This window comes from Nocardioides sp. (assembly GCF_044226765.1).
Classification (GTDB): domain Bacteria; phylum Actinomycetota; class Actinomycetes; order Propionibacteriales; family Nocardioidaceae; genus Nocardioides.
The window spans coordinates 362,648-382,084 of sequence record NZ_JBGAGJ010000001.1; the positions used below are offsets into that span (position 1 = coordinate 362,648).

The window sequence follows — 19,437 nt, forward strand, 5'->3', positions numbered from 1 at the left end:
GGTCCCACGAGCACCAGCGGATGGGCATCTCCTGACGTTGTCGGGGGTTGCAACCCCTGACAACGTCAGGTTTCCCCGGCTGACCGGGGATTCATCCACCCGGGCACCACGCACCCGCCGGCCGGGGCGCCCGAGCGCCGTCCGGCCGAGGGGCTCAGGAGCGGATGCGGACGCGCAGGCCGTGCAGCCGGTGGTGGCGCAGCGCGGTGCGGTACTTCTCCTTGATCCGGAACCGGACGGTCTCGCGGTGCCCGGCCGTGAGCCGGTACGTCGCCGTACCGATCACGACCCGCTGTGCCGCCGGGGTCGTCGCGGTGAGCTCCAGGCTGCCGCGGCACACCCGGGAGCCGCTGCCGCACCGCACGGCGACCGACGCCGCCGCCCCGCTCGGGCTCACCGCGAGGGTGGCCGGGAGCGGGACGACCTGGTCGCCGGTGCCCGCGCTGATCGTCGCGTGCACCGAGGCGGAGTCGGCGTTGTTGCCCGGGTCCGGGTCGTAGGTCGACGACAGCACCGACGCGGCGTTGGTGATCGTGAAGTCCTCGTCCAGCGCCGGACCGGTCCGCACACCGACGCACTCGAGGTCGAGGGTCACGTCGACGTTCCCGGCGTTGGTGTTGAGCAGCCGGAAGTCACGGTTGATCGGCTGCGGCTCGTTGCCGAGCGGGTAGACGCCCGGGGGCAGGTCGTAGGTGGCCACGACGCCCTTGGAGCCGTCGGGGCAGGTGACCCGCTGGACGCTCTCGCCCGGCGGCAGCGACACGGTGCGCACCACGTGCTGGAACGACAGCGCGTGCTTGTGCTGCGAGGGCGCGGCCGGCAGCGTGTTGTCGCCGAGCTCCCGCAGGCTCAGCGTGGCCCGTGAGGCCGCGGCCGCGTCGACGGTGAAGCTCCAGCCGCCCGAGACGGGCTCGGAGGCGACGAGTCGCACCGAGCCGGCGGTGGTCTCGAAGCCCGGGTCGATCGCGTGGTGGCCGGGGCTGACCGGCACGACGAACGTGTGCCGGCCGGCGGTCATCACGCCGGTGTCCTGGGTCGTCAGGCCGCTCACGTCCAGGCCGTGGCTGTGGCCCGAGGTCACCTCGGTGTCGTGCGGCAGGCAGGTGCCGAAGAGCTTGACCTGCGCCTGGCCGGTGGTGCCGTTCTGCACCACGAACCGGTAGGCGTTCGGCGTCAGCGAGCTGGCCCGCAGGACGTGGACGTCGGCCGCCGTGCCGGTGCCCTGGTCGACGTGCATCACCTCGACCGAGCCGTCGGCCAGGTAGCCGTTGCCCGGGCAGGCCAGGTCGTACGTCGTCGTCTGACCGGCGGTCATCGACAGCGGCTGCTCGACCTTGGAGATCGTCAGCTGGTGGGTGTGCTCGGGGACCGTGGTGTTCGCCGGCGGCAGGCCCATCACCTGGGTCTTGACGATGATCGTGCGGGTCGCACCCGACGGGATCGACGCGTAGGAGCAGGTGAGCGTCGAGGTCACCACCGCGCAGGTCGGGCCGGCCGGCGTCGTGGACACCAGGACCGAGTGGCCGGGGAGCGTGTCGGTGACGACCGCGTTCTGCGCCGGCGACAGCCCGTTGTTGGTGACGGTGATCGTCCACGTGATCACGTCACCGCCGTTGGCCTCGGTCCGGTCGGCGGTCTTGGTGAGCGACAGGTCGGCGTACTTGATGACCGTCAGGATCACCGAGTCGTTCGGACCGTGGTAGTCGCGCCAGGTGGTGCCCGGCGCGGCGTCGCGCTCGGCCTTCGGTGCGCCGAAGTAGTCCGGGATCGCCGCGGTGTTGGTGATCTGCGCGTCCGGCTGCACCACGCCCGCGGCCTTGACCTGGGCGGTGTAGGTGAACGTCACCGAGTCGCCCGGGGCGAGCGGGCCGGGGACGACCCACTTCAGGTCGGGGTCGCCGGCGGTCCAGCCGTCGACGAGGTACGACGCGCCGCCGGCCTGCACGACGTTGGTCAGCTCGCTGTCGGGCTGGTCGGTGACGACCGTGTCGTACGCCGGCCAGTTGCCGGTGTTCGTGACGACGACCGTGTAGGTGACCGACTCACCGGGCTTGACGATCGGGCCCTTGTTGGCGGACTTGTCGATGGTCAGGTTCGGCTCGCGGACGTGGGTGGCCGCCGTGGCCGGGCCGACCGTGTCGTCGTACGACGCCGGCACGGTGCCGGGGTTGGTCGTGACCTTGTCGGTCCGGTTGGTCTTGATGCTCGCCGAGTTCGTCAGGGTGGTGCCGCCCACGACGGGCGCACCACCCGAGCGGTAGGTGTCGGCGACGTGGCCCGTCAGCACCAGGTCGTAGACCCGGTTGGCGTTCGCGGGCTCGAGGTCGCCGAGGTACCAGGCGGCGACGAGCTTGCCGCTCGCGCCGTTCGCGACCGGGATCGTCGCGACCGCGGGGTCGGTGCCGGGGCAGCCGCTGGTGCAGGTGATCGCGCCGTAGCCGTCGACGACCAGGCCGTCCGGCACGGTGTCCACGACGGTGGTGTCGTAGTAGCGCACCAGCTTGGGCACGGTCACCGCGACGTGCCAGGTGACGGCGGTCCCGATCGTGGTCGGGTCGGGGGTGACCGTCTTGCTGAGAGACGGCAGCTTGACGGTCACGGTGTCGGTCGCGTGCGCCTTGTAGTCACCGGCGGTCGAGGCGGTCGACGTCGGGGTCCGGACGCCGGGGGTCGCGCCGCCGAGGCTCGACGTGGTCGCGTCCGCTGCGTTCGGGTACGACGTGCCGCCGACCGGGTCGTGCTGCACCTTGACCTGGTAGGTGAGGTTCACCGAGCCGCCGGGGTTGATGCTCGCGAGCGACGGTGCCCCGGCCTTGGTCCAGGTGATGGTCCGGGCCGTGGCGTCCCAGAGGCCGCCGTTGCCCGGCACGGTGCCGCCGTCGGCGACCGGGTTGCCGACGCCGTCGACGGGGTCGGTGCCGGCCGGCAGCGTGTCGACCACGACCACGTCGTGGGCGGGCGAGTAGTTGGTGCCCGAGGCCGCGGAGACGGCGAGCGTGTAGGTCAGGATCTGGTCACCGGCGACGGCGCCGCCCGGCGTGTGGGACTTGCCGAGCCCGATCTTGGGCTCGACCACCGTGGTGCTGATGGTGCTCGACGGGGTCTTGGTGTGGCCGGCCTGGTCGGTGTAGGTGAGCGTCGCCTTGTTGGAGATCGTCGCGCCGCGGGTGTTGGCGTTGACGTCCAGCACGGTCGTGCTGAAGTGCAGGACCAGCACGGCGTCGTGGCCCGCCGGAGCGGTCCACGAGGTCGGGAACGTGGCCGTGACGGTGCCGGTGGGCGACTCGGTCACCGAGATGTCTCCCGGCAGCGGGTTGCCGTCCAGGGTGCACGCCGGGGAGCAGATGCTGCCCGGCACCAGCTGCTGCTGGGCGTTGATCGGGTCGACGACGGTCGGGCTCCCGTAGATGGTGGTGCCCTTCGGGATCGTCGTCGTGACGGTGTAGTCGATCCGCTCGCCGATGGTGGCCTGGTTCGACGCGGCGTTGCCGGTCTCGGTGACCGAGGTGGTGCGGGTCTTGGCGACCGCCGCCGCGTCGGTGTAGATGTCCGAGACGTCCTGGGCCGCCACGGTGTTCGGGGTCAGCAACGGGTCCTTGACCGTCGAGTTGCCCGGCACCAGCGAGACGTGCTGGCCGTGGTTGCCGACGTACTCGTACTCGACGACGCCGGCGGTGTTGACGAAGCTCTGGGCCGGGCTGACGCCGGTCGGCACCGTCACCTGGTAGGTCAGCGTGGTGGCGGCCGCGACACCGATGTCGATGCCGCTCCACTCGATGCGGTTGGCGCCGGCGTTGCAGGTGCCGCCGTCGGAGATGCTGCCGACGACGAGGTCGCTGCACGCGATGCCGCTGGGGAGGACGTCCCAGACCCGGGCGTCCTCGGCCGGGGCCAGGCCGGTGTTGGAGACGTCGACGCGGTAGGTGACCAGCGAGCCGCCCTGGACCTCCTTGTGGTCGGAGTTCGGGCCGAAGACCGTGCCGCCGTCGACCTGCTTGACGCCCTTGACCAGCGCGAGCTGGGGCATCTTGAGCTGGAAGTCGGTGCGGTCGCGCAGCGTGAACGCCGTGCCCGGGGTGTTCTCGTAGGAGAACTTCTGCAGGTTGCCCTCGACGTCGCCGGAGTGGTGACCGGTCGGCGGGCCGACGGTGGTCTTGATGGTGACCTCGAAGGTGCGCCCACCGGCGTCGACGTCGGAGCCGCCGCCACCGATCGGCCAGCTCAGGCGGCCGGCCGTGCTCGTGTCGATCGCGCCGACCGGGACGTCGTTCGCCGCGGTCGTCTGCCAGGTGCCCGGCACGTAGTCGACCCCGCTGGGCAGGATGTCGAAGACGTCCTGGCTGGTGGTGTCGAGGTTGTCGGGGAAGTCCAGGCGCAGCTTCCAGCAGACGAAGTCGCCGGGGCCGTAGAGCGGCACGGTCTTGCCGTAGGTCGCGTCGTTGCAGTCGCCGGAGCCGGGGTAGACGTCGGCGACGGTCTTGAGGATCGTCGGGCCGGTCGCGGCCTTGCCGGAGCCGGAGACGTCGTAGTCGGTGGTGCCGTCGGCCTCGTCGGCGTCGATCTTGGTGCCGGAGCCGGGCTGGCAGTCGGGCGAGTTCGGCGCGGTGCAGCGGATCCAGTCCTCGCCGTGGGTGTCGATGTCGTTGTGCACCGCGTCGCGGGAGAGCACCGGCGTCGTGTTCTGGAAGCCGCCCTGGTAGTTCGTCCGCGTGCGCGTCCAGAAGGTCAGCTGCCGGGTGTCGCTGGGCTGGATCTTGGCCAAGGACGGGAACGTCGACTTGTCCCACGTCATGTCGAAGGTGCCGTTGCCCTGCTCCTCGACGGTCGTGTACGGCGAGCTCGGGTCCTTGCCGGCCACCGGGTCGCACTCGGCGTCCTGGGCGGTCGGGTCGTGCGTGAGGTTGGTGGCGCCCAGCGGGCACAGCCCGTTCGGCGAGACGTCGTGGATGACCAGGTCGGTGACGTAGCGGTACTCCGAGACCTGCACGTCGACGGTCCACTTGGTCAGGTCACCCTGGTTGAGCGTCGCCAGGTTGTTGGACTTCTGGATCGCGATGTCCTCGGCGGTGCGCAGCAGCGTGCCCTCGTCGGAGACGGTGAAGGGGGCCTTCACCTTCGACTGGTAGGTGCCCTGCGCGACGGCGCCGTTGAGCAGCGGCTGCTCGTCGTAGGTCTCGGGGCCGGAGTTGTTGTCCAGGTTCGACGCCTGCGCGCCGGTGGTGCCCGGCGTGGCACCGCTCCACGTCATCGTGTTCTCGCGGATCGGGATGCCGGTGGCGTAGCTGATCCGGCGGACCTGGCTCGCCGCGAAGTCGCCGACGTTCGTCCACCGCACGTGCGTGTACACCCCGCTGGGGAGGGGGCCGGAGCCGTCGGGGTCGGTGTCCACGGTCTCGACGACGTCGGGGACCACGCAGTCCTCGGCGAGGGTCGGGTGGGTGACGACGATCGGGCCGGAGCCGGGGTACTCCTGCGCCGAGCCCGGGTTGGTCGGGGCGTCGGTGGTGTGGTCGGTGGTGCCGGCGCAGCCGAGGAACTCCAGGCCCGCCGGGATGTAGTCGTCGACCTGCACGCCGTTGGTGGGGTTCACGTCGTTGTTGGTGACGGTCAGCGTGTAGATCGCGTGGTGGTCGTGGACGCCCCGCGGGATCTCGCCCTCGGGGTGCGGCTCGCTCTTGCGGATCTGGATCGCGGTCAGGCTCGTGGACGTGGAGAGGGTGTCGGAGCCGGTGTAGGAGTCCGGACCGGGCTGCGCCTGGCCGAGGGAGTCGAAGTCGGTCTCGTCGCGGGGGTCGGTCGAGATGTAGGCGCCGGAGTCGATCGCGATCGTGTCGCCCACGTCGTACTTCGAGCCGGGGGTGGCGGTCGACCTCGTGTAGTCGACCTGGAAGCTCAGGGTGTGCGACGAGCTGGCGACCAGGTCGTCGACGTTCGGCCAGACCAGGGTGGTCTTCCCGCTGCTGGGGGCGTTGGTGTAGACGGTCGGCTCACCGTCGTTGCCGGCCGATCCGCCGACGTACGACACACCCGCGGGCAGCACGACGCGGTAGGCCAGGTTGTAGCCCTTGGGGGCGCCGGCGGGCAGCGCGGCGACCAGGTCGACCGGGACGGTCTTGCCGTAGAGGACCGAGGTCGCCGGACCTCCACTGAGGTCGAGGTCCGGTGTGCCCGCGGCCTGGGCGGGCGCGGCGACGAGCGCCACGCCGACGAGTCCGAGCATCCCCGCGACCAGGGCCAGCACGACCGTGGGCACCAGCCCCGGCGCGGCCGTCAGCCTGGTGATCCCGCGACGGTGTCGCGCGCGCGTCGTACTGAGCATGATCGCCCCCCAGCGGTCGTGTGCCATCGACTGATGGCGGTGAGGACACCGGTACGGCCGCTCCCCCGAGCGCAGAGACCCCCAGCGCCTGATCTTGTCAAGGAAGCGCGCCGGGTACCACCCGAAACCGCAGGGTGGAGCCCCCTGGTCCAGACCGGGTGGGCGTCACGCCCCCCGGGGGACCCGGGGCCACCAGAACCGGTCGCCGAGCTGCAGGGCCAGGGCCGGCACCAGGAGGGTCCGCACGACGAGGGTGTCGAGCAGGACCCCGATGCAGATCACCGTGCCCAGCTGGGCGAGCACGACCAGCGGCAGCACGCCGAGCACCGCGAAGACGGCCGCGAGCAGGACGCCGGCGCTGGTGATCACGCCGCCGGTCGCCGAGAGGGCACGCAGCATGCCGCGGCGCGACCCGGCCGCCGGGGTCTCCTCGCGGGCCCGGGTCACCAGGAAGATGTTGTAGTCGACGCCGAGCGCGACCAGGAAGAGGAAGGCCAGCAGCGGCACGCCGCTGTCCATCGCGTCGAACCCCAGCACCGTGGTGAACAGGAACCAGGACGCCCCCATCGCCGCCACATAGGTCGCCACGACGGTGAGGACGAGCAGGATCGGGGCGACGACCGAGCGCAGCAGCAGCAGGAGCGCACCCAGCACCAGCACCAGGATGAGGGGCACGATCACCGTCAGGTCCCGGTCCTGGGCCGCCTGCTCGTCGATGGACTGGGCCGTCGAGCCGGTGACGTGGGTGTCGTCGTACGACGCCAGCTCGGTGCGCAGCCTGTCGATGGTCGCCTCGTCGGTGCCCGAGCCGCTGAGGACGACGTCGATGACCGAGACGCCGTTGCCGGACTGGCCCACCTCCGCCGACTCGACGCCGTCGGTCCCCTGGATCGTGCCGACCACCTGGTCGGCGTCGGCGGTCGTGACGACCTGGGCCGGATCGGCGATCCCGGCCGGGAAGGACTCGCCCAGGCGGGTCGCGGCGGAGATCGCCTCCGGGGTGTCGAGGAACTGGTCGGACTCGTCGAGCCCCAGGTTGATCCACCCGACGCCGGAGGCGAGGACGGCCAGCAGCAGCAGCGTGGCGGTGATGACCCGGCCGGGGTGACGGGCGACCCGCTCACCGACGCGGTGGAACACCGTGTCGGACTCGCTGGTGACGGGTTCACCGACGTGGGGCACGCGCGGCCAGAAGACCCAGCGCCCGAAGAGGACGAGCGTCGCGGGGAGCACCACGAGCGCGAAGGTCGCCGCGACGACGATGCCGACGGCGCAGGCGAACCCGAGGCCGCGGGTGGTGGGGAAGGCGGAGAGCAGGAGGGTGAGCAGCCCGAGCACCACCGTGGTGGCGCTCGCCAGCACCGCCTCGGCGGTGCGCCGCAGGGCCGAGGCCATGGCGACGTACCGGGACTCCTCCTGCCGGAGCTCGTCGCGGTAGCGGGAGATGAGCAGCAGGGCGTAGTCGGTGCCGGCGCCGAAGACCAGGACCGAGAGGATGCCGGTCGTCGACTCGTCCCACGCCATGTCGAGGCCGGCCATCAGCTGGGTGGCGGCGACGGCCGCGAACCGGTCCGCGATGCCGACCACCACCAGGGGGATGACCCAGAGGACCGGGCTGCGGTAGGTGATGACCAGCAGCACCGCGACCACGAGCGCGGTCGCGAGCAGCAGCCGGACGTTGGCGCCGTCGAAGACGGCGGCCAGGTCGGCCTCGACGGCCGCGGGACCGGTCACCTGCGCCGTGACCCCTGCCGGGGCGAGCTCGTCGGCGCTGGCCCGCAGGTCCTGCACGGTCGCGCTCACCTGGGTCGCGCTGCCCTCGTCGACCGGCACGACGGCCAGCGCGGCCGTCCCGTCCTCCGACGGCAGCACCCGGCCGCCCGCGGCGTCGAGCTGGCGGGCCGCCTGCTGGACCGCCCGCAGCTGGTCGGGCGCCAGCTCTCCCTGGTCGGCGGTGAAGAGCACGACCGCCGTGGTCGTCGTCTCCTCGGGCAGCTGGTCCAGCAGCGCCGTGCCGGCGGTGCTGTCGTAGCCGACGGGCAGCGAGTCGGTGGTCTGCTGCTCGCGCTCGCCCTCGCCGAGACCGATGATGAGCACGGCCAGCAGGAGCGGGACGAGGGCGACGGCCCAGGCGGTGCGCCGTCCGGTGACGACGCCCACGACCTTCTCCCGCAGGGAACGGCTCGTGGTGGCAGACATGCAGCTCTCCTGTCGGCGGGGTACGATTGCTAATCAGATTAGAGACTAAGTGGGTGAACCAAAAATGGCCGAGCGTCCGGGGGCCGCGGGGCCGGCGAGCGAGTTCGCCGACGCCTGGGAGCAGACCGGCAGCCTGCTCGCCCTGCGCGAGGTCGTGATCGCCGCCAACCGGCTGCGCCACGTGATCGCGCGGCGGGCGGGTCTCAGCGAGACGGACCTCCTGGCGATGGAGCACCTGCTCGAGCAGCCCGTCGGGCCGGGCGAGCTCGCCCGGCACCTCGACGTCACCACCGCCGCGGCGACCGGGCTGGTGGACCGCCTGGTCGGCCGCGGGCACGTGGAGCGGCACCCGCACGAGCAGGACCGTCGGCGGACGACGGTCGAGGTCACCGCATCGGGGCGCGAGGAGGTGCTCGCCCACCTGCTGCCGATGTTCCTCGCGCTCGACCGGCTCGACCGGGACTTCACCCCCGAGGAGCGGGCCGTCGTCGAGCGCTACCTGCGCGGCGCCATCGCCGCCTTCGGCGAGGTCGAGGCCGCCCCGCCGCCGGCCTCCTGACCGTGGTGGCGGTCGGTCGTGGGAAGTGGATGAATCCCCGGTCAGCCGGGGATTCATCCGGGGTTGTCAGGGATTGCCTGACGTTGTCAGGGGTTGCAACGCCTGACAACGACACGTTGAGCCTGACAACCCCGCAGGGCCCGGCCGGCTGCGAGCTGCGCCCCGCCCGAGGTCGGCGACCTGCGGGACGCCCTGCTCAGCGCAGCGCGCCGCCGCCCTCCGAGGCGTAGAGCGCGGCGCCGACGACGCCGGCCTTGTTGAGCAGCGTGGCGGGGACGATCTCGGTGTCGATGTCGACCAGGGGCAGGAAGTGCTCGCTGTCCTTGCTGACCCCGCCGCCCACGACGAACAGCTCGGGGGAGAACAGCCGCTCGAGGGTCCGGTAGTACGCCGTCAGTCGCCGCGCCCAGTGGTGCCAGGACAGGCCGTCGCGCTCGCGGGCGCTGTTGGCCGCCCGGGACTCCGCGTCGTGGCCGTCGATCTCGAGGTGGCCGAGCTCGGAGTTCGGCACGAGCACGCCGTCGTGGACCATCGCGGAGCCGATGCCCGTCCCGAGCGTCGTGACGATCACGAGCCCGGAGCGACCGCGGGCGGCGCCGTACCGGACCTCGGCGAGGCCGGCGGCGTCGGCGTCGTTCACGACGTGGACCTCGCGGCCGGTCGCGTCGGTGAAGATCTGGTCGGCGTCCGCGCCGATCCACGACTTGTCGATGTTCGCCGCCGAGTGCACGACGCCGTGGCGTACGACGCCCGGCACGGTCACCCCGACGGCGCCGTGGCAGTCGGGGAACTGGTCCAGCAGCTCGACGAAGACCTCCGCGACGTTCGTCGGGGTGGACTTCTCCGGCGTGCGGATCCGCACGCGCTCGGCCGCGAACTCGCCGGCGTCCAGGTCGACCGGCGCGCCCTTGATGCCCGTGCCGCCGAAGTCGATCCCGAACGGCTGCTCCGTGGTGCTCATCCCCCGACCCTAGGCTGTGAGCATGGCTGGTGAGGAGACCCGCATGCTGCTCCTCGGCGCCGTCGCCCTCTTCGAGCCGGTCAACGGCTACCAGATCCGGCGCGAGCTCCTCTCCTGGCAGGTGGACCGGTGGGCGCACACCAACCCGGGCTCGATCTATCACGGCCTGGGCGCCCTCGCCGCCGGGGGCCACCTGCGGCGCCACGACCTGGCCGACGGAGGCCGGACGGTGGCGGTCTACGAGATGACCGAGACCGGCCGGGTGGAGCTCGACCGGCTGATGACCGCCGCGCTGGAGACCGTCGACCCCTACGAGCGCACCGCGTTCCACGTCGCGTTCTCGATGCTGCCGCTGCTCGACGACGAGCGTGCCCACCGCGCGCTGACCACCCGGCTCGCGGGGCTGGAGGCGTCGGTGGCCGAGCTGGCGGTCGACGACCCCGTCGGCGTCCCGCCGCACGCACGCCGCAGCGTCGTGCTGTGGCACGACCTGGCCGCGGCCGAGCTGGCCTGGCTGCGCGAGACCGTGCGCCTGGTCGAGCGGGGTGAGCTGGGCGGTGCGACCGGCTGGACGCCGCCCCCGGACGACCCCGGCTGGCAGATGGAGGCCGACCGCTCGCGCTACCGGGCGCTGCTCGGGCGCTGACCGCCGCCCACCGGGCGGCGGACACCGCGGAGGCTCAGGTCGCGGCGGCCTTCTGCGCACCGGCCTTCTTCGCAGGGGCCTTCGCCGGGGCCCGCTTGCGCGCCGCGCGCTGCGGGCGCAGCCGCACCCGCGGCTGCCCGCCCTCGGGATGGTCGAGGTCGAGGTAGGACTGGGCGCCGGCCAGCACGCTGAGGCGCGGGAACCCGTAGTGGCGCGGGTCGAAGGACGCGTGGGTCTTGCCCAGGTAGGTGCCGACCGAGCCCAGCGCCGCCCAGCCGTCGTCCTGGGCGGTGCTGCGGACCGCGGCCTCCATGATCGTGCGCAGGTCGGGCAGCGAGTCACCCTCGTCGTCGGGCTCCCCGCCCGACCCCGGGTCGTCCGGTCCCTCCTCGCGCAGCACCTCCAGGAAGATGAACTTGTCGCAGGCGGCCTGCAGCGACGCCGGGGTCTTGCGCTGCCCCAGGCCGTAGACCGTCTTGCCCGACTCCCGCAGCCGGGTCGCCAGGCGGGTGAAGTCGCTGTCGCTGGAGACGATCGCGAACGCGTCGAGGCTGCCCGACCACAGCAGGTCCATCGCGTCGATGATCAGCGCCGAGTCCGTGGAGTTCTTGCCGACGGTGTTGGCGAACTGCTGGATCGGCTGGATCGCGTGCCGCGCCAGCTCGCCCTTCCAGCCCGCCAGCTGCTGGGTCGTCCAGTCGCCGTACGCGCGCTTGACCGTCGGGACGCCGTACCGGGCGAGCTCGGCAAGCAGCGCCGCGGCGTGGGAGGAGGAGACGTTGTCGGCGTCGATGAGGACGGCGAGGCGGACGGTCGCGGGCTCGGTCACCGTGCCGTCCTACCACGTTGGGCCGAGCCGCTGCCGCAGCGATGAGTCCGGACGCCCGTGCCGGTCCACCCTCGGCGGGTTGACGGCGACGACTGGTCGGCGCAGACTCGATGTTCAAACTTGAACACAACGACGCGAGGGAGCTCGGATGATCGAGGCACGAGGGCTCGTGCAGACGTTCCGCACGGGGCGGGGCAAGAACAGCGTGGAGGTCCGCGCCGTCGACGGCGTCGACCTCCACGTCGGTGCCGGTGAGGTGGTCGGCTTCCTCGGCCCCAACGGGGCCGGCAAGACGACGACGCTGCGGATGCTCACGACGCTGCTGCGCCCCACGGCCGGCTCCGCGACGGTGGCGGGCTTCGACGTGGTGGCCGAGCCGGTGCAGGTGCGGCGCAGCATCGGCTACGTCTCGCAGGTCGGGTCGACGTTCTCCGGGGCGTACGCCGGCGACGAGGTCGTCGACCACGGGATGCTCTACGGGATGAGTCGCGCCGACGCCGTCCGGCGTGGGCAGGAGCTGTTCGAGCGGCTCCAGCTCGACGGGCTGTGGAAGCGGATGCCGAAGAACATGTCGGGCGGGCAGAAGCGTCGCCTCGACGTCGCGATGGGCCTGATCCACGACCCGACCCTGGTCTTCCTGGACGAGCCGACGACGGGGCTCGACCCGCAGGCCCGGGCCAACCTGTGGGAGCACATCGAGGGACTGCGCCGCGACCACGGCGCCACGGTGTTCCTGACGACCCACTACCTCGACGAGGCCGATGCCCTGGCCGACCGGATCATGATCATCGACCAGGGCCGGATCGTCGCCTCCGACACCGCGGACGACCTCAAGGCCCAGGTCGCGGGGGACCTGGTGGACCTGGAGGTCGCCGACGACGCGCACGTGGGCGTCGCCGCGGAGCGACTGGGAGCCGTCGCCGACGGCGTGGAGGTCGACGGCCACCGCGTTCGCGGCCGGGTGCCCCGGGCCGGGCGCGTGGTCCCGGTCCTGCTCCGCGACCTCGATGCGGCCGGCGTCGTGCTCGAGTCGATCGAGGTGGCGCGCCCGACCCTCGACGACGTGTTCCTCACCCTCACCGGACGCTCCCTGCGCGACGCGGACTCCGCGGACGCGCCCGAGGGCCGAGCCGACGACCAGCAGGAGGTGGCCTGATGGCCTTCGCGCGCGAGAGCTCGATCGTCTTCCGGCGCCAGATCCGGATGAACCTGCGCAATCCGGCCTGGGTCCTGATCGGCATCATGCAGCCGGTCCTCTACCTGCTCCTCTTCGGGCCGCTGCTCGAGCCGCTGGTCGGCTCGTTCGACTCCAGCACCGACAACGCCTACACCTTCCTGGTGCCGGGGCTGCTGGTCCAGCTGGGCATGTTCGGCGCGTTCTTCGCAGGCTTCGGGCTGATCGGCGAGTGGCGCGAGGGCGTGATCGAGGCCGAGCGGGTGACGCCGGCCAACCGGTCCGCCCTCCTGACCGGACGGCTGATGCGCGACGTGCTGCAGCTGTTCGTCCAGGCCCTGATCCTCGTCGCGCTCGGCTACGTGATGGGGATGCGGGGGTCGGCGGCGGGCGTCGTGCTCGGGATCGCGATCACCCTGGTCATCGGCGGCGCGTGCGCCGCCGCCTCCAACGCGCTCGCCCTCACCACCAAGAGCGAGGACGTGATGGCGCCGGTGATCAACATCGTGATGATGCCGGTGCTGCTGCTCAGCGGGATCCTGCTGCCGATGACGATCGGGCCGCAGTGGCTGCAGGACCTCAGCGACCTGATGCCCTTCAAGTACGTCGTCACCGGCGTCCGCGACGCGTTCGCCGGCAGCTTCGGCACGGGGGCGGTGCTGTGGGGCAGCGTGTGGGCCCTCCTGCTGGCGGTGCTGGCGACGTGGTGGGGGACGGCGACGTTCCGCAAGGAGAACGCCTGACCACTTGACATGGCTGAGCCTCTTGTCAAGTGACTTGACATTACCTAAGGTTCTGTCAATCACACCCACGTGACCGGCGTCACGCCTGCGACGCCGGCCCGCACCCGACGGAGGTCATGGGGACATGTCGGAGGTCACCAACAGCACGGTCCCGGTCGGATCCACGACGGACTGGACGGACAAGAAGCGCTACCTGTGGCTGATCGGCCTGGTGGTGCCGCTCCTGGCGTTCATCGGCTACGGCATGTGGTCGCTGACCGGGTGGGGGGTCTGGTTCTGGATCGGCCCCATCGTCATCCTCGGCGTCGTCCCGGCCATCGACCTCGTCGCCGGGCTGGACCGCTCGAACCCGCCCGACGACGTCATCGAGGCGCTGGAGCGGGACCGCTACTACCGGTGGATCACCTACCTGTTCCTGCCGATCCAGTACGTCGGCTTCGTGGGCAGCATGTGGCTGATCGCCGGCGGCGCGGACCTGACGACCGTCGACAAGGTGGGCCTCGCGATCTCGATCGGCTGCATCGGTGGCATCGGCATCAACACCGCCCACGAGCTGGGCCACAAGCGTGAGGAGAACGAACGCTGGCTGTCGAAGGTGGCGCTGGCGCAGAGCTTCTACGGCCACTTCTACATCGAGCACAACCGCGGCCACCACGTGCGGGTGGCGACGCCGGAGGACCCGGCCTCCTCGCGGCTGGGCGAGAGCTTCTACCAGTTCTGGCCGCGCACGGTCTCCGGCTCCCTGCGCTCGGCGTGGAACCTGGAGAAGCGACGCTACGCCCGCCGTGGCCAGCACCCCTTCCGGCTCGGCAACGACGTCCTCAACGCCTGGCTGATGTCCGCGGTGCTCTGGGGCGCGCTGATCGCCTGGCTGGGCATCGGCATCGCGCCGTACCTGCTGATCCAGGCCGTCGTCGGCTTCTCGCTGCTCGAGGTCGTCAACTACATGGAGCACTACGGGATGCTCCGCCAGAAGGTGGGCGTCGGGGAGCGGCAGCGCTACGAGCGGGTCGACCCGACGCACTCGTGGAACTCCAACAACATCGCCACCAACGTGCTGCTCTACCACCTGCAGCGGCACAGCGACCACCACGCCAACCCGACCCGCCGCTACCAGTCCCTGCGCGACTTCGAGGAGTCGCCGGTGCTGCCGACCGGGTACGCCGGCATGATCGTGCTCGCGATCGTCCCGGCCGTGTGGCGGCGGGTGATGGACCCGCGCGCCCTCGCGCACTACGACGGCGACGTGTCCCGGGCGAACATCAGCCCGCGCAAGCGCGCGAAGATCCTGGCGCGGTACCCCCTCGCCGTGGCCGAGCCGACGGCGCGGTCCGCTGGGGTCGCACCGGGCTCGACGACCGCCGTCGTCGCCGACGAGGTGCTCGCCGCTCGATGCCCCGGGTGCGGCTACACCTACCGCGTCGAGGAGGGCAACGAGCTCGAGGGGTTCGCAGCCGGCACTGCCTGGGCCGACGTACCGGACGACTGGTGCTGCCCGGACTGCGGCGTGCGGGAGAAGGTCGACTTCGTGCCGGTGACCGAGGTCGCGGCCTGACCTTCCTAGACTGACGCCATGGCCACGACGACGCGCGACCGGATCGTCGAGGCCGCGGTGTCGATGACCGCCGAGACCGGCTGGTCCGGCGTCACGATGGGTGCGCTCGCGCGCCGGGTCGGCGTGAGCCGGCAGACGGTCCACAACGAGGTGGGCACCAAGCACGGCCTCGCCGAGGCGATGATCGCCCACGAGCTGGACCGCTTCCTCGGCGTGGTCTCCGGCGCGTTCGACACCCACCCCGATGACCTGGTCGCCGCGATCCGCGGGGCCTCCCGCGGCGTGCTCGAGCTCGCTCCGGACAACCCGCTGCTGCACGCGGTCGTCTCGGCCACCCACGGCGCCGACACCGAGCTGCTGCCGCTGCTGACCACCCACGCCGAGTCGCTGCTGGCGGTGGCCAAGGAGGTCGTGCGCGACCGGGTGGCGCCGTACCGGATCGACCTGGACGCCGAGCACCTCGACGCCGCCATCGACATGGTCGTCCGGCTCGTGCTCAGCCACGTCATGCAGCCCAGCGCCGCCCCCGCACGCACCGCCGACGACATCGCCTGGATCGCCGCCCGCGTGCTGCGCTGACCAGCTGCGCTGGGCGGTCCGTTGGCTGGGCCGTGAGCGTTCAATTGCGCGCTGAGGCGCCGACTACTCGCAGGCAGCGGTGCCTGGGCGTTCAATTGCGCGCTGAGGCCCCCACTACTCGCGGGCTGGGCCGTGAGCGTTCAACTGCGCGCTGAGGAACCGACTACTCGCAGGCAGCGGTGCCTGGGCGTTCAATTGCGCGCTGAGGCACCCACTACTCGCGGGCTGGGCCGTGAGCGTTCAATTGCGCGCTGAGGAACCGACTACTCGCGGGTAGCGGTGCCTGGGCGTTCAATTGAACGAGAACGACCGACCCCGGACGGACGTCAGGCAGCCCGGATCGCCGCCCGCGTGCTGCGCTGACCGCTGCGGGGCGAGCCGCTCAGGCGGCGCGGGCGGCCGCCAGGTCGGCGGCGTCGCGGAAGGCACGGGCGACGTACGGCGGGACGCGCAGGCCGCGCCGGTGCTCCCAGAGCAGGTCGCGCTCCATCCGGCTGACCTGCTCGGCGAACGCCTCGGGGTCGCCGACCCGGAGGCGCTCCATGACCTCGCCGAAGTCGCCCTTCTCCTCCCGGCTGCCGGCGCCGACCGGGGTGAACGACGCGGTGCGCAGCCGCCGCACCAGCCACCGCTGCCAGGCCCCGAGCTCGTCCCACAGGCCGCGGGCCGACATCTGGTAGAAGGCGTAGTGGCCGGGCTCCTGGCGCCGGATCGGCGCCACCACGGTCTCGGCGATGGCCGTCTCGCCGAGCTCGGTCAGGCCGTCGTGGAGCCGGGTGTAGGCGAGGACCGCCGACCGCTCGGTGGTCATCCCGGTCAGGTAGTAGAGCATCCGGCAGACGTCCTGGAACGACGGCAGGTGGGCGAGGGCGCCGAGCACGCGCAGCTTGATCCCGACGCCGCCGAGGTCGGGGTTCGCCCGCTCGCGGCCGAGCCGGGCCTGCAGCTCGTCGAGCACCAGGCCGTGCCGCACCTCCTGGGGCTGCCAGACCTCCGCGTAGAAGCGGCGGTCGATCTCCGGCGGGTCCGGCAGCAGCGTGGTGAGCTCGAGGACGTTGCGGTCGACCTCCAGCTCGACCCGCGCCATGTAGTCCAGGACGTGGCCGAACCGGCGCTCGAGGCCGGCCGGGTCGCGCACGGTGTAGTCGACCGAGGCGAGGTCGATCGGCGGGTGCTCGTGACCGAGGCGGTCGACGTGGTCCGCCAGCCGGGCGGCAGTGGTGGCGGCAGTGGTGCCGGCTGTCGTGGCGGCTGTCGTGGCGGTGGGCGTCATGTCGATGGATCCTCACGTGTCGGACGGCGACGCACATCGGGGAGCGCCTCGGGGATGACCCCGGTTCCGTAGGCTCTTCGGAGTGAGCACCCCGTCCGGATCGGTCGGTGTCCACCTCGGGACCGCGACCGGGCGGGCCGTGGTGCTGGCCGCCGTGCTCGGGTCCGGGATGACGATGCTGGACGGCACGGTCGTCAACGTCGCGCTGCGGACCGTCGGTGAGGACCTCGACGCGTCCCTGGCCCAGCTGCAGTGGATCACCAACGGCTACCTGCTCTCGCTGGCGAGCTTCATCCTGCTCGGCGGGTCCCTGGGGGACCGGTTCGGCCGGCGCCGGGTCTTCGTGGTCGGCACCGTCTGGTTCGCGGCGGCCTCGCTGCTGTGTGGGATCGCCCCGACGGCCGAGGTCCTCATCGCGGCGCGGGTCCTCCAGGGCGTCGGCGCGGCGCTGCTGGTGCCCGGCAGCCTCGCGATGATCCAGGGCGCCTTCGTGCGCGAGGACCGGGCGCAGGCGATCGGCTCGTGGTCCGGCCTCGGCAGCATCGCGGCGGCGATCGGTCCGTTCCTCGGCGGCGCGCTCGTCGAGTACGCGAGCTGGCGCTGGATCTTCCTGATCAACCTCCCGCTGGCGGTCGTCACGGTCCTGGTGGCGCAGCGGGCGGTGCCCGAGACGCTCGACCCGCACGCTCCCCGGCGGTTCGACGTGGTCGGCGCCGTGCTCGTCGCGCTCGCCCTGGGCGGGCTCACCTACGCGCTCATCGAGTGGGGCGGGCCGCTGGCACCCTGGGCGGTCCTGGTCACGGTGCTCGCGTCCGCGGGGTACGTCGTCGACGAGCGCCGCAGCGACCACCCCATGCTGCCGCTCGGGATCTTCGCGGACCGGACGTTCAGCGCGGCCAACGCGATGACCCTGGTCGTCTACGCGGCGCTGGGGGCCCTGCTGTTCTTCCTGGTCCTGCAGCTGCAGACCGTGAGCGGGTACGGGCCGCTGCGCGCCGGGGTCGCGACGCTGCCGATCACGCTCTGCATGCTGCTGCTCGCCCCGCGCGGCGGTGCGCTCGCCACCCGGATCGGGCCCCGCATCCCGATGACGTTCGGCCCCGTGGTGATGGCGGTGGGCACCCTGCTGCTGCTGCGCGTCGGCCCGGACACCGACTACTGGACCGACGTCCTGCCCGGGCTCCTCGTCTTCGGGGTCGGCCTGGCGCTGATGGTCGCGCCGCTGACCGCGACGGTGCTCGCCGCCGCCTCGGACGAGCACGCCGGCATCGCCAGCGGCGTCAACAACGCGGTGGCGCGTGCGGGGTCCCTGCTCGCCGTCGCGGCGCTGCCGCTCGCGGTCGGGCTCGGCGGTGACCAGTACGCCGACCCGGTCGCCTTCGACGCCGCCTACCGGTCGGCGACCCTGGTGTGCGCCGTGATGCTGGCCGTCGGGGGCCTGCTGTCGTGGGTCCTGATCCGCGACCCGGGGATCAGCGCCGCGGAGGCTGTCGACGCAGGTTGACGACCGACGCCGGCACCGGGAGGTGCTCCGCGCCCGGGGCGGGGACCGGGGTCCCGAGCACCGTGCGGACCGGGACCACGCCGCTCCACACGTCCGGCTCGGCGCCTGCCTCCTCCGGGGTGGCCGGACCGTCGGCGACCACCTTGAGCAGCCAGCCCCCGGGCTCGATCGGCAGCGCCATCGCCAGGGTGGCGGCCAGCTCCTTGCGCGTCGACGCCCGCACCTCCGCCGTACGCCCCGGGAGCAGCACCTCGCTGAACCGGTCCAGTGCCGCGGCCCGGTCCTCGGCCGACAGCTCCACGAGCCGGCCGCGCACGGTGGCGGAGCGGTACTGCACCGAGGACTCGAACGTCGTCGGCGCCACCACGAGCCCGTCGAGGGCGAACACCGTCAGCACGGCGGGGGCACCGGCCGCGACCCGGCGCAGGGCGCCGGCACCGGTGGAGCCGTGCAGGAGCACCCGGTCGCCGTCGCGGGCGTGGAGCATGGGGACGGCGAGCGGCTCGCCGTCGGCGACCGTCGACAGCACCCCGGCCCACTGCGAGTCCAGCAGCGCGTCCAGGGCTGCGCGGTCGTCGACGCCCAGCTCGGGGAGGCGGTGCAGCGAGGTCATGCCACCACCTCCCGGGTCCAGAAGGAGCTCCACGGGCTCTCGGCGTACTCCCCGAACGGCCCGCACTCCACGAAGCCGTGCCGGGCGTAGAACGCGCGGGCCGGGGCGAACGCGGCGGGGCTGCCGGTCTCCAGGCTGAGCCGGTCCAGGCCCCGGGCGCGGGCCACCTCGACGAGGTGCTCGAGCACCGCGGTCGCGACGCCGCGGCCGCGGGCGGCGGCCGCGGTGTGCATCGACTTCAGCTCGCCGTGCCCGCCGCCGAGGTCCTTCAGCGCGCCGACACCGAGGAGGTCGCCCCCGGCCCGGTAGGTCACGAAGGTGACCGAGGGACCGGCGAGCGCCGCCACGTCGAGGGCGTGCACCTCCTCGGGCGGGCTCAGGCTCGCCATCAGGGCGAGGTGCTGCCCCAGCAGTGCGCGCACGTCCTCGGTGCGCGGGTCCTCGGCCGCGACGACGCCCTCGAGCAGGTCAGCCACGGCCGCG

14 protein-coding genes are annotated in these 19,437 nt (G+C 72.3%); 7 read left to right on the forward strand and 7 right to left on the reverse strand.

Features of this window, described 5'->3' with window-relative positions; all coding sequences use genetic code 11:
• Window positions 1-154: 154 nt before the first annotated feature.
• Window positions 155-6,319, reverse strand: coding sequence for an isopeptide-forming domain-containing fimbrial protein (locus ACILRH_RS01720; RefSeq protein ID WP_395690404.1), 6,165 nt, complete (start codon window positions 6,317-6,319; stop codon window positions 155-157).
• 165 nt (window positions 6,320-6,484) lie between these two features.
• On the reverse strand, window positions 6,485-8,518 hold the full coding sequence (locus ACILRH_RS01725) for an MMPL family transporter (protein ID WP_395690405.1): 2,034 nt from the start codon (window positions 8,516-8,518) through the stop codon (window positions 6,485-6,487).
• Window positions 8,519-8,582: 64 nt separating this feature from the next.
• On the opposite strand from ACILRH_RS01725, the gene ACILRH_RS01730 reads away from it, so the two are divergent.
• Window positions 8,583-9,077 (forward strand): MarR family winged helix-turn-helix transcriptional regulator, encoded by a 495-nt coding sequence (locus ACILRH_RS01730; RefSeq protein WP_395690406.1) that lies wholly within the window; start codon window positions 8,583-8,585, stop codon window positions 9,075-9,077.
• 196 nt (window positions 9,078-9,273) lie between these two features.
• On the opposite strand, the gene ppgK is transcribed toward ACILRH_RS01730, so the two are convergent.
• Complete coding sequence (gene ppgK / locus ACILRH_RS01735; RefSeq protein WP_395690407.1) at window positions 9,274-10,038, reverse strand: polyphosphate--glucose phosphotransferase; 765 nt, start codon at window positions 10,036-10,038, stop codon at window positions 9,274-9,276.
• 22 nt (window positions 10,039-10,060) lie between these two features.
• Between ppgK and ACILRH_RS01740 the strand changes: the two genes are divergently transcribed.
• Window positions 10,061-10,684 carry a PadR family transcriptional regulator gene (locus ACILRH_RS01740; protein WP_395690408.1) on the forward strand — a complete coding sequence of 208 codons (624 nt, stop codon included), beginning with the start codon at window positions 10,061-10,063 and terminating at the stop codon, window positions 10,682-10,684.
• Window positions 10,685-10,718: 34 nt separating this feature from the next.
• On the opposite strand, the gene ACILRH_RS01745 is transcribed toward ACILRH_RS01740, so the two are convergent.
• Window positions 10,719-11,513 (reverse strand): NYN domain-containing protein, encoded by a 795-nt coding sequence (locus ACILRH_RS01745; protein WP_395690409.1) that lies wholly within the window; start codon window positions 11,511-11,513, stop codon window positions 10,719-10,721.
• Window positions 11,514-11,661: 148 nt separating this feature from the next.
• On the opposite strand from ACILRH_RS01745, the gene ACILRH_RS01750 reads away from it, so the two are divergent.
• The 4 genes from ACILRH_RS01750 (at window position 11,662) to ACILRH_RS01765 (ending at window position 15,564) form a co-directional block, all read left to right on the forward strand.
• Complete coding sequence (locus tag ACILRH_RS01750; protein WP_395690410.1) at window positions 11,662-12,669, forward strand: ATP-binding cassette domain-containing protein; 1,008 nt, start codon at window positions 11,662-11,664, stop codon at window positions 12,667-12,669.
• Window positions 12,669-13,430, forward strand: a complete 762-nt coding sequence (locus ACILRH_RS01755) for an ABC transporter permease (RefSeq protein WP_395690411.1) — start codon at window positions 12,669-12,671, stop codon at window positions 13,428-13,430. Before ACILRH_RS01750 ends, ACILRH_RS01755 begins: the two co-directional genes overlap by 1 nt.
• Before the next feature lie 124 nt (window positions 13,431-13,554).
• Window positions 13,555-14,985: a fatty acid desaturase gene (locus ACILRH_RS01760; protein ID WP_395690412.1), complete on the forward strand. Its 1,431-nt coding sequence runs from the start codon at window positions 13,555-13,557 to the stop codon at window positions 14,983-14,985.
• An 18-nt stretch (window positions 14,986-15,003) separates the two neighbouring features.
• Window positions 15,004-15,564 carry a TetR family transcriptional regulator gene (locus tag ACILRH_RS01765; RefSeq protein ID WP_395690413.1) on the forward strand — a complete coding sequence of 187 codons (561 nt, stop codon included), beginning with the start codon at window positions 15,004-15,006 and terminating at the stop codon, window positions 15,562-15,564.
• Window positions 15,565-15,946: 382 nt separating this feature from the next.
• Here ACILRH_RS01765 and ACILRH_RS01770 read toward each other — a convergent pair whose 3' ends face one another.
• Complete coding sequence (locus ACILRH_RS01770; RefSeq protein WP_395690414.1) at window positions 15,947-16,837, reverse strand: GTP-binding protein LepA; 891 nt, start codon at window positions 16,835-16,837, stop codon at window positions 15,947-15,949.
• Window positions 16,838-16,919: 82 nt separating this feature from the next.
• Here ACILRH_RS01770 and ACILRH_RS01775 point away from each other — a divergent pair, with 82 nt between their 5' ends.
• On the forward strand, window positions 16,920-18,341 hold the full coding sequence (locus tag ACILRH_RS01775; protein ID WP_395690415.1) for an MFS transporter: 1,422 nt from the start codon (window positions 16,920-16,922) through the stop codon (window positions 18,339-18,341).
• On the opposite strand, the gene ACILRH_RS01780 is transcribed toward ACILRH_RS01775, so the two are convergent.
• A complete protein-coding gene (locus tag ACILRH_RS01780; RefSeq protein WP_395690416.1) occupies window positions 18,310-18,954 on the reverse strand; it encodes a pyridoxamine 5'-phosphate oxidase family protein in 645 nt (214 codons plus the stop codon). The genes ACILRH_RS01775 and ACILRH_RS01780 overlap by 32 nt on opposite strands.
• On the reverse strand, window positions 18,951-19,430 hold the full coding sequence (locus tag ACILRH_RS01785; protein WP_395690417.1) for a GNAT family N-acetyltransferase: 480 nt from the start codon (window positions 19,428-19,430) through the stop codon (window positions 18,951-18,953). The genes ACILRH_RS01780 and ACILRH_RS01785 overlap by 4 nt, the downstream gene beginning before the upstream one ends.
• Window positions 19,431-19,437 lie beyond the last annotated feature (7 nt).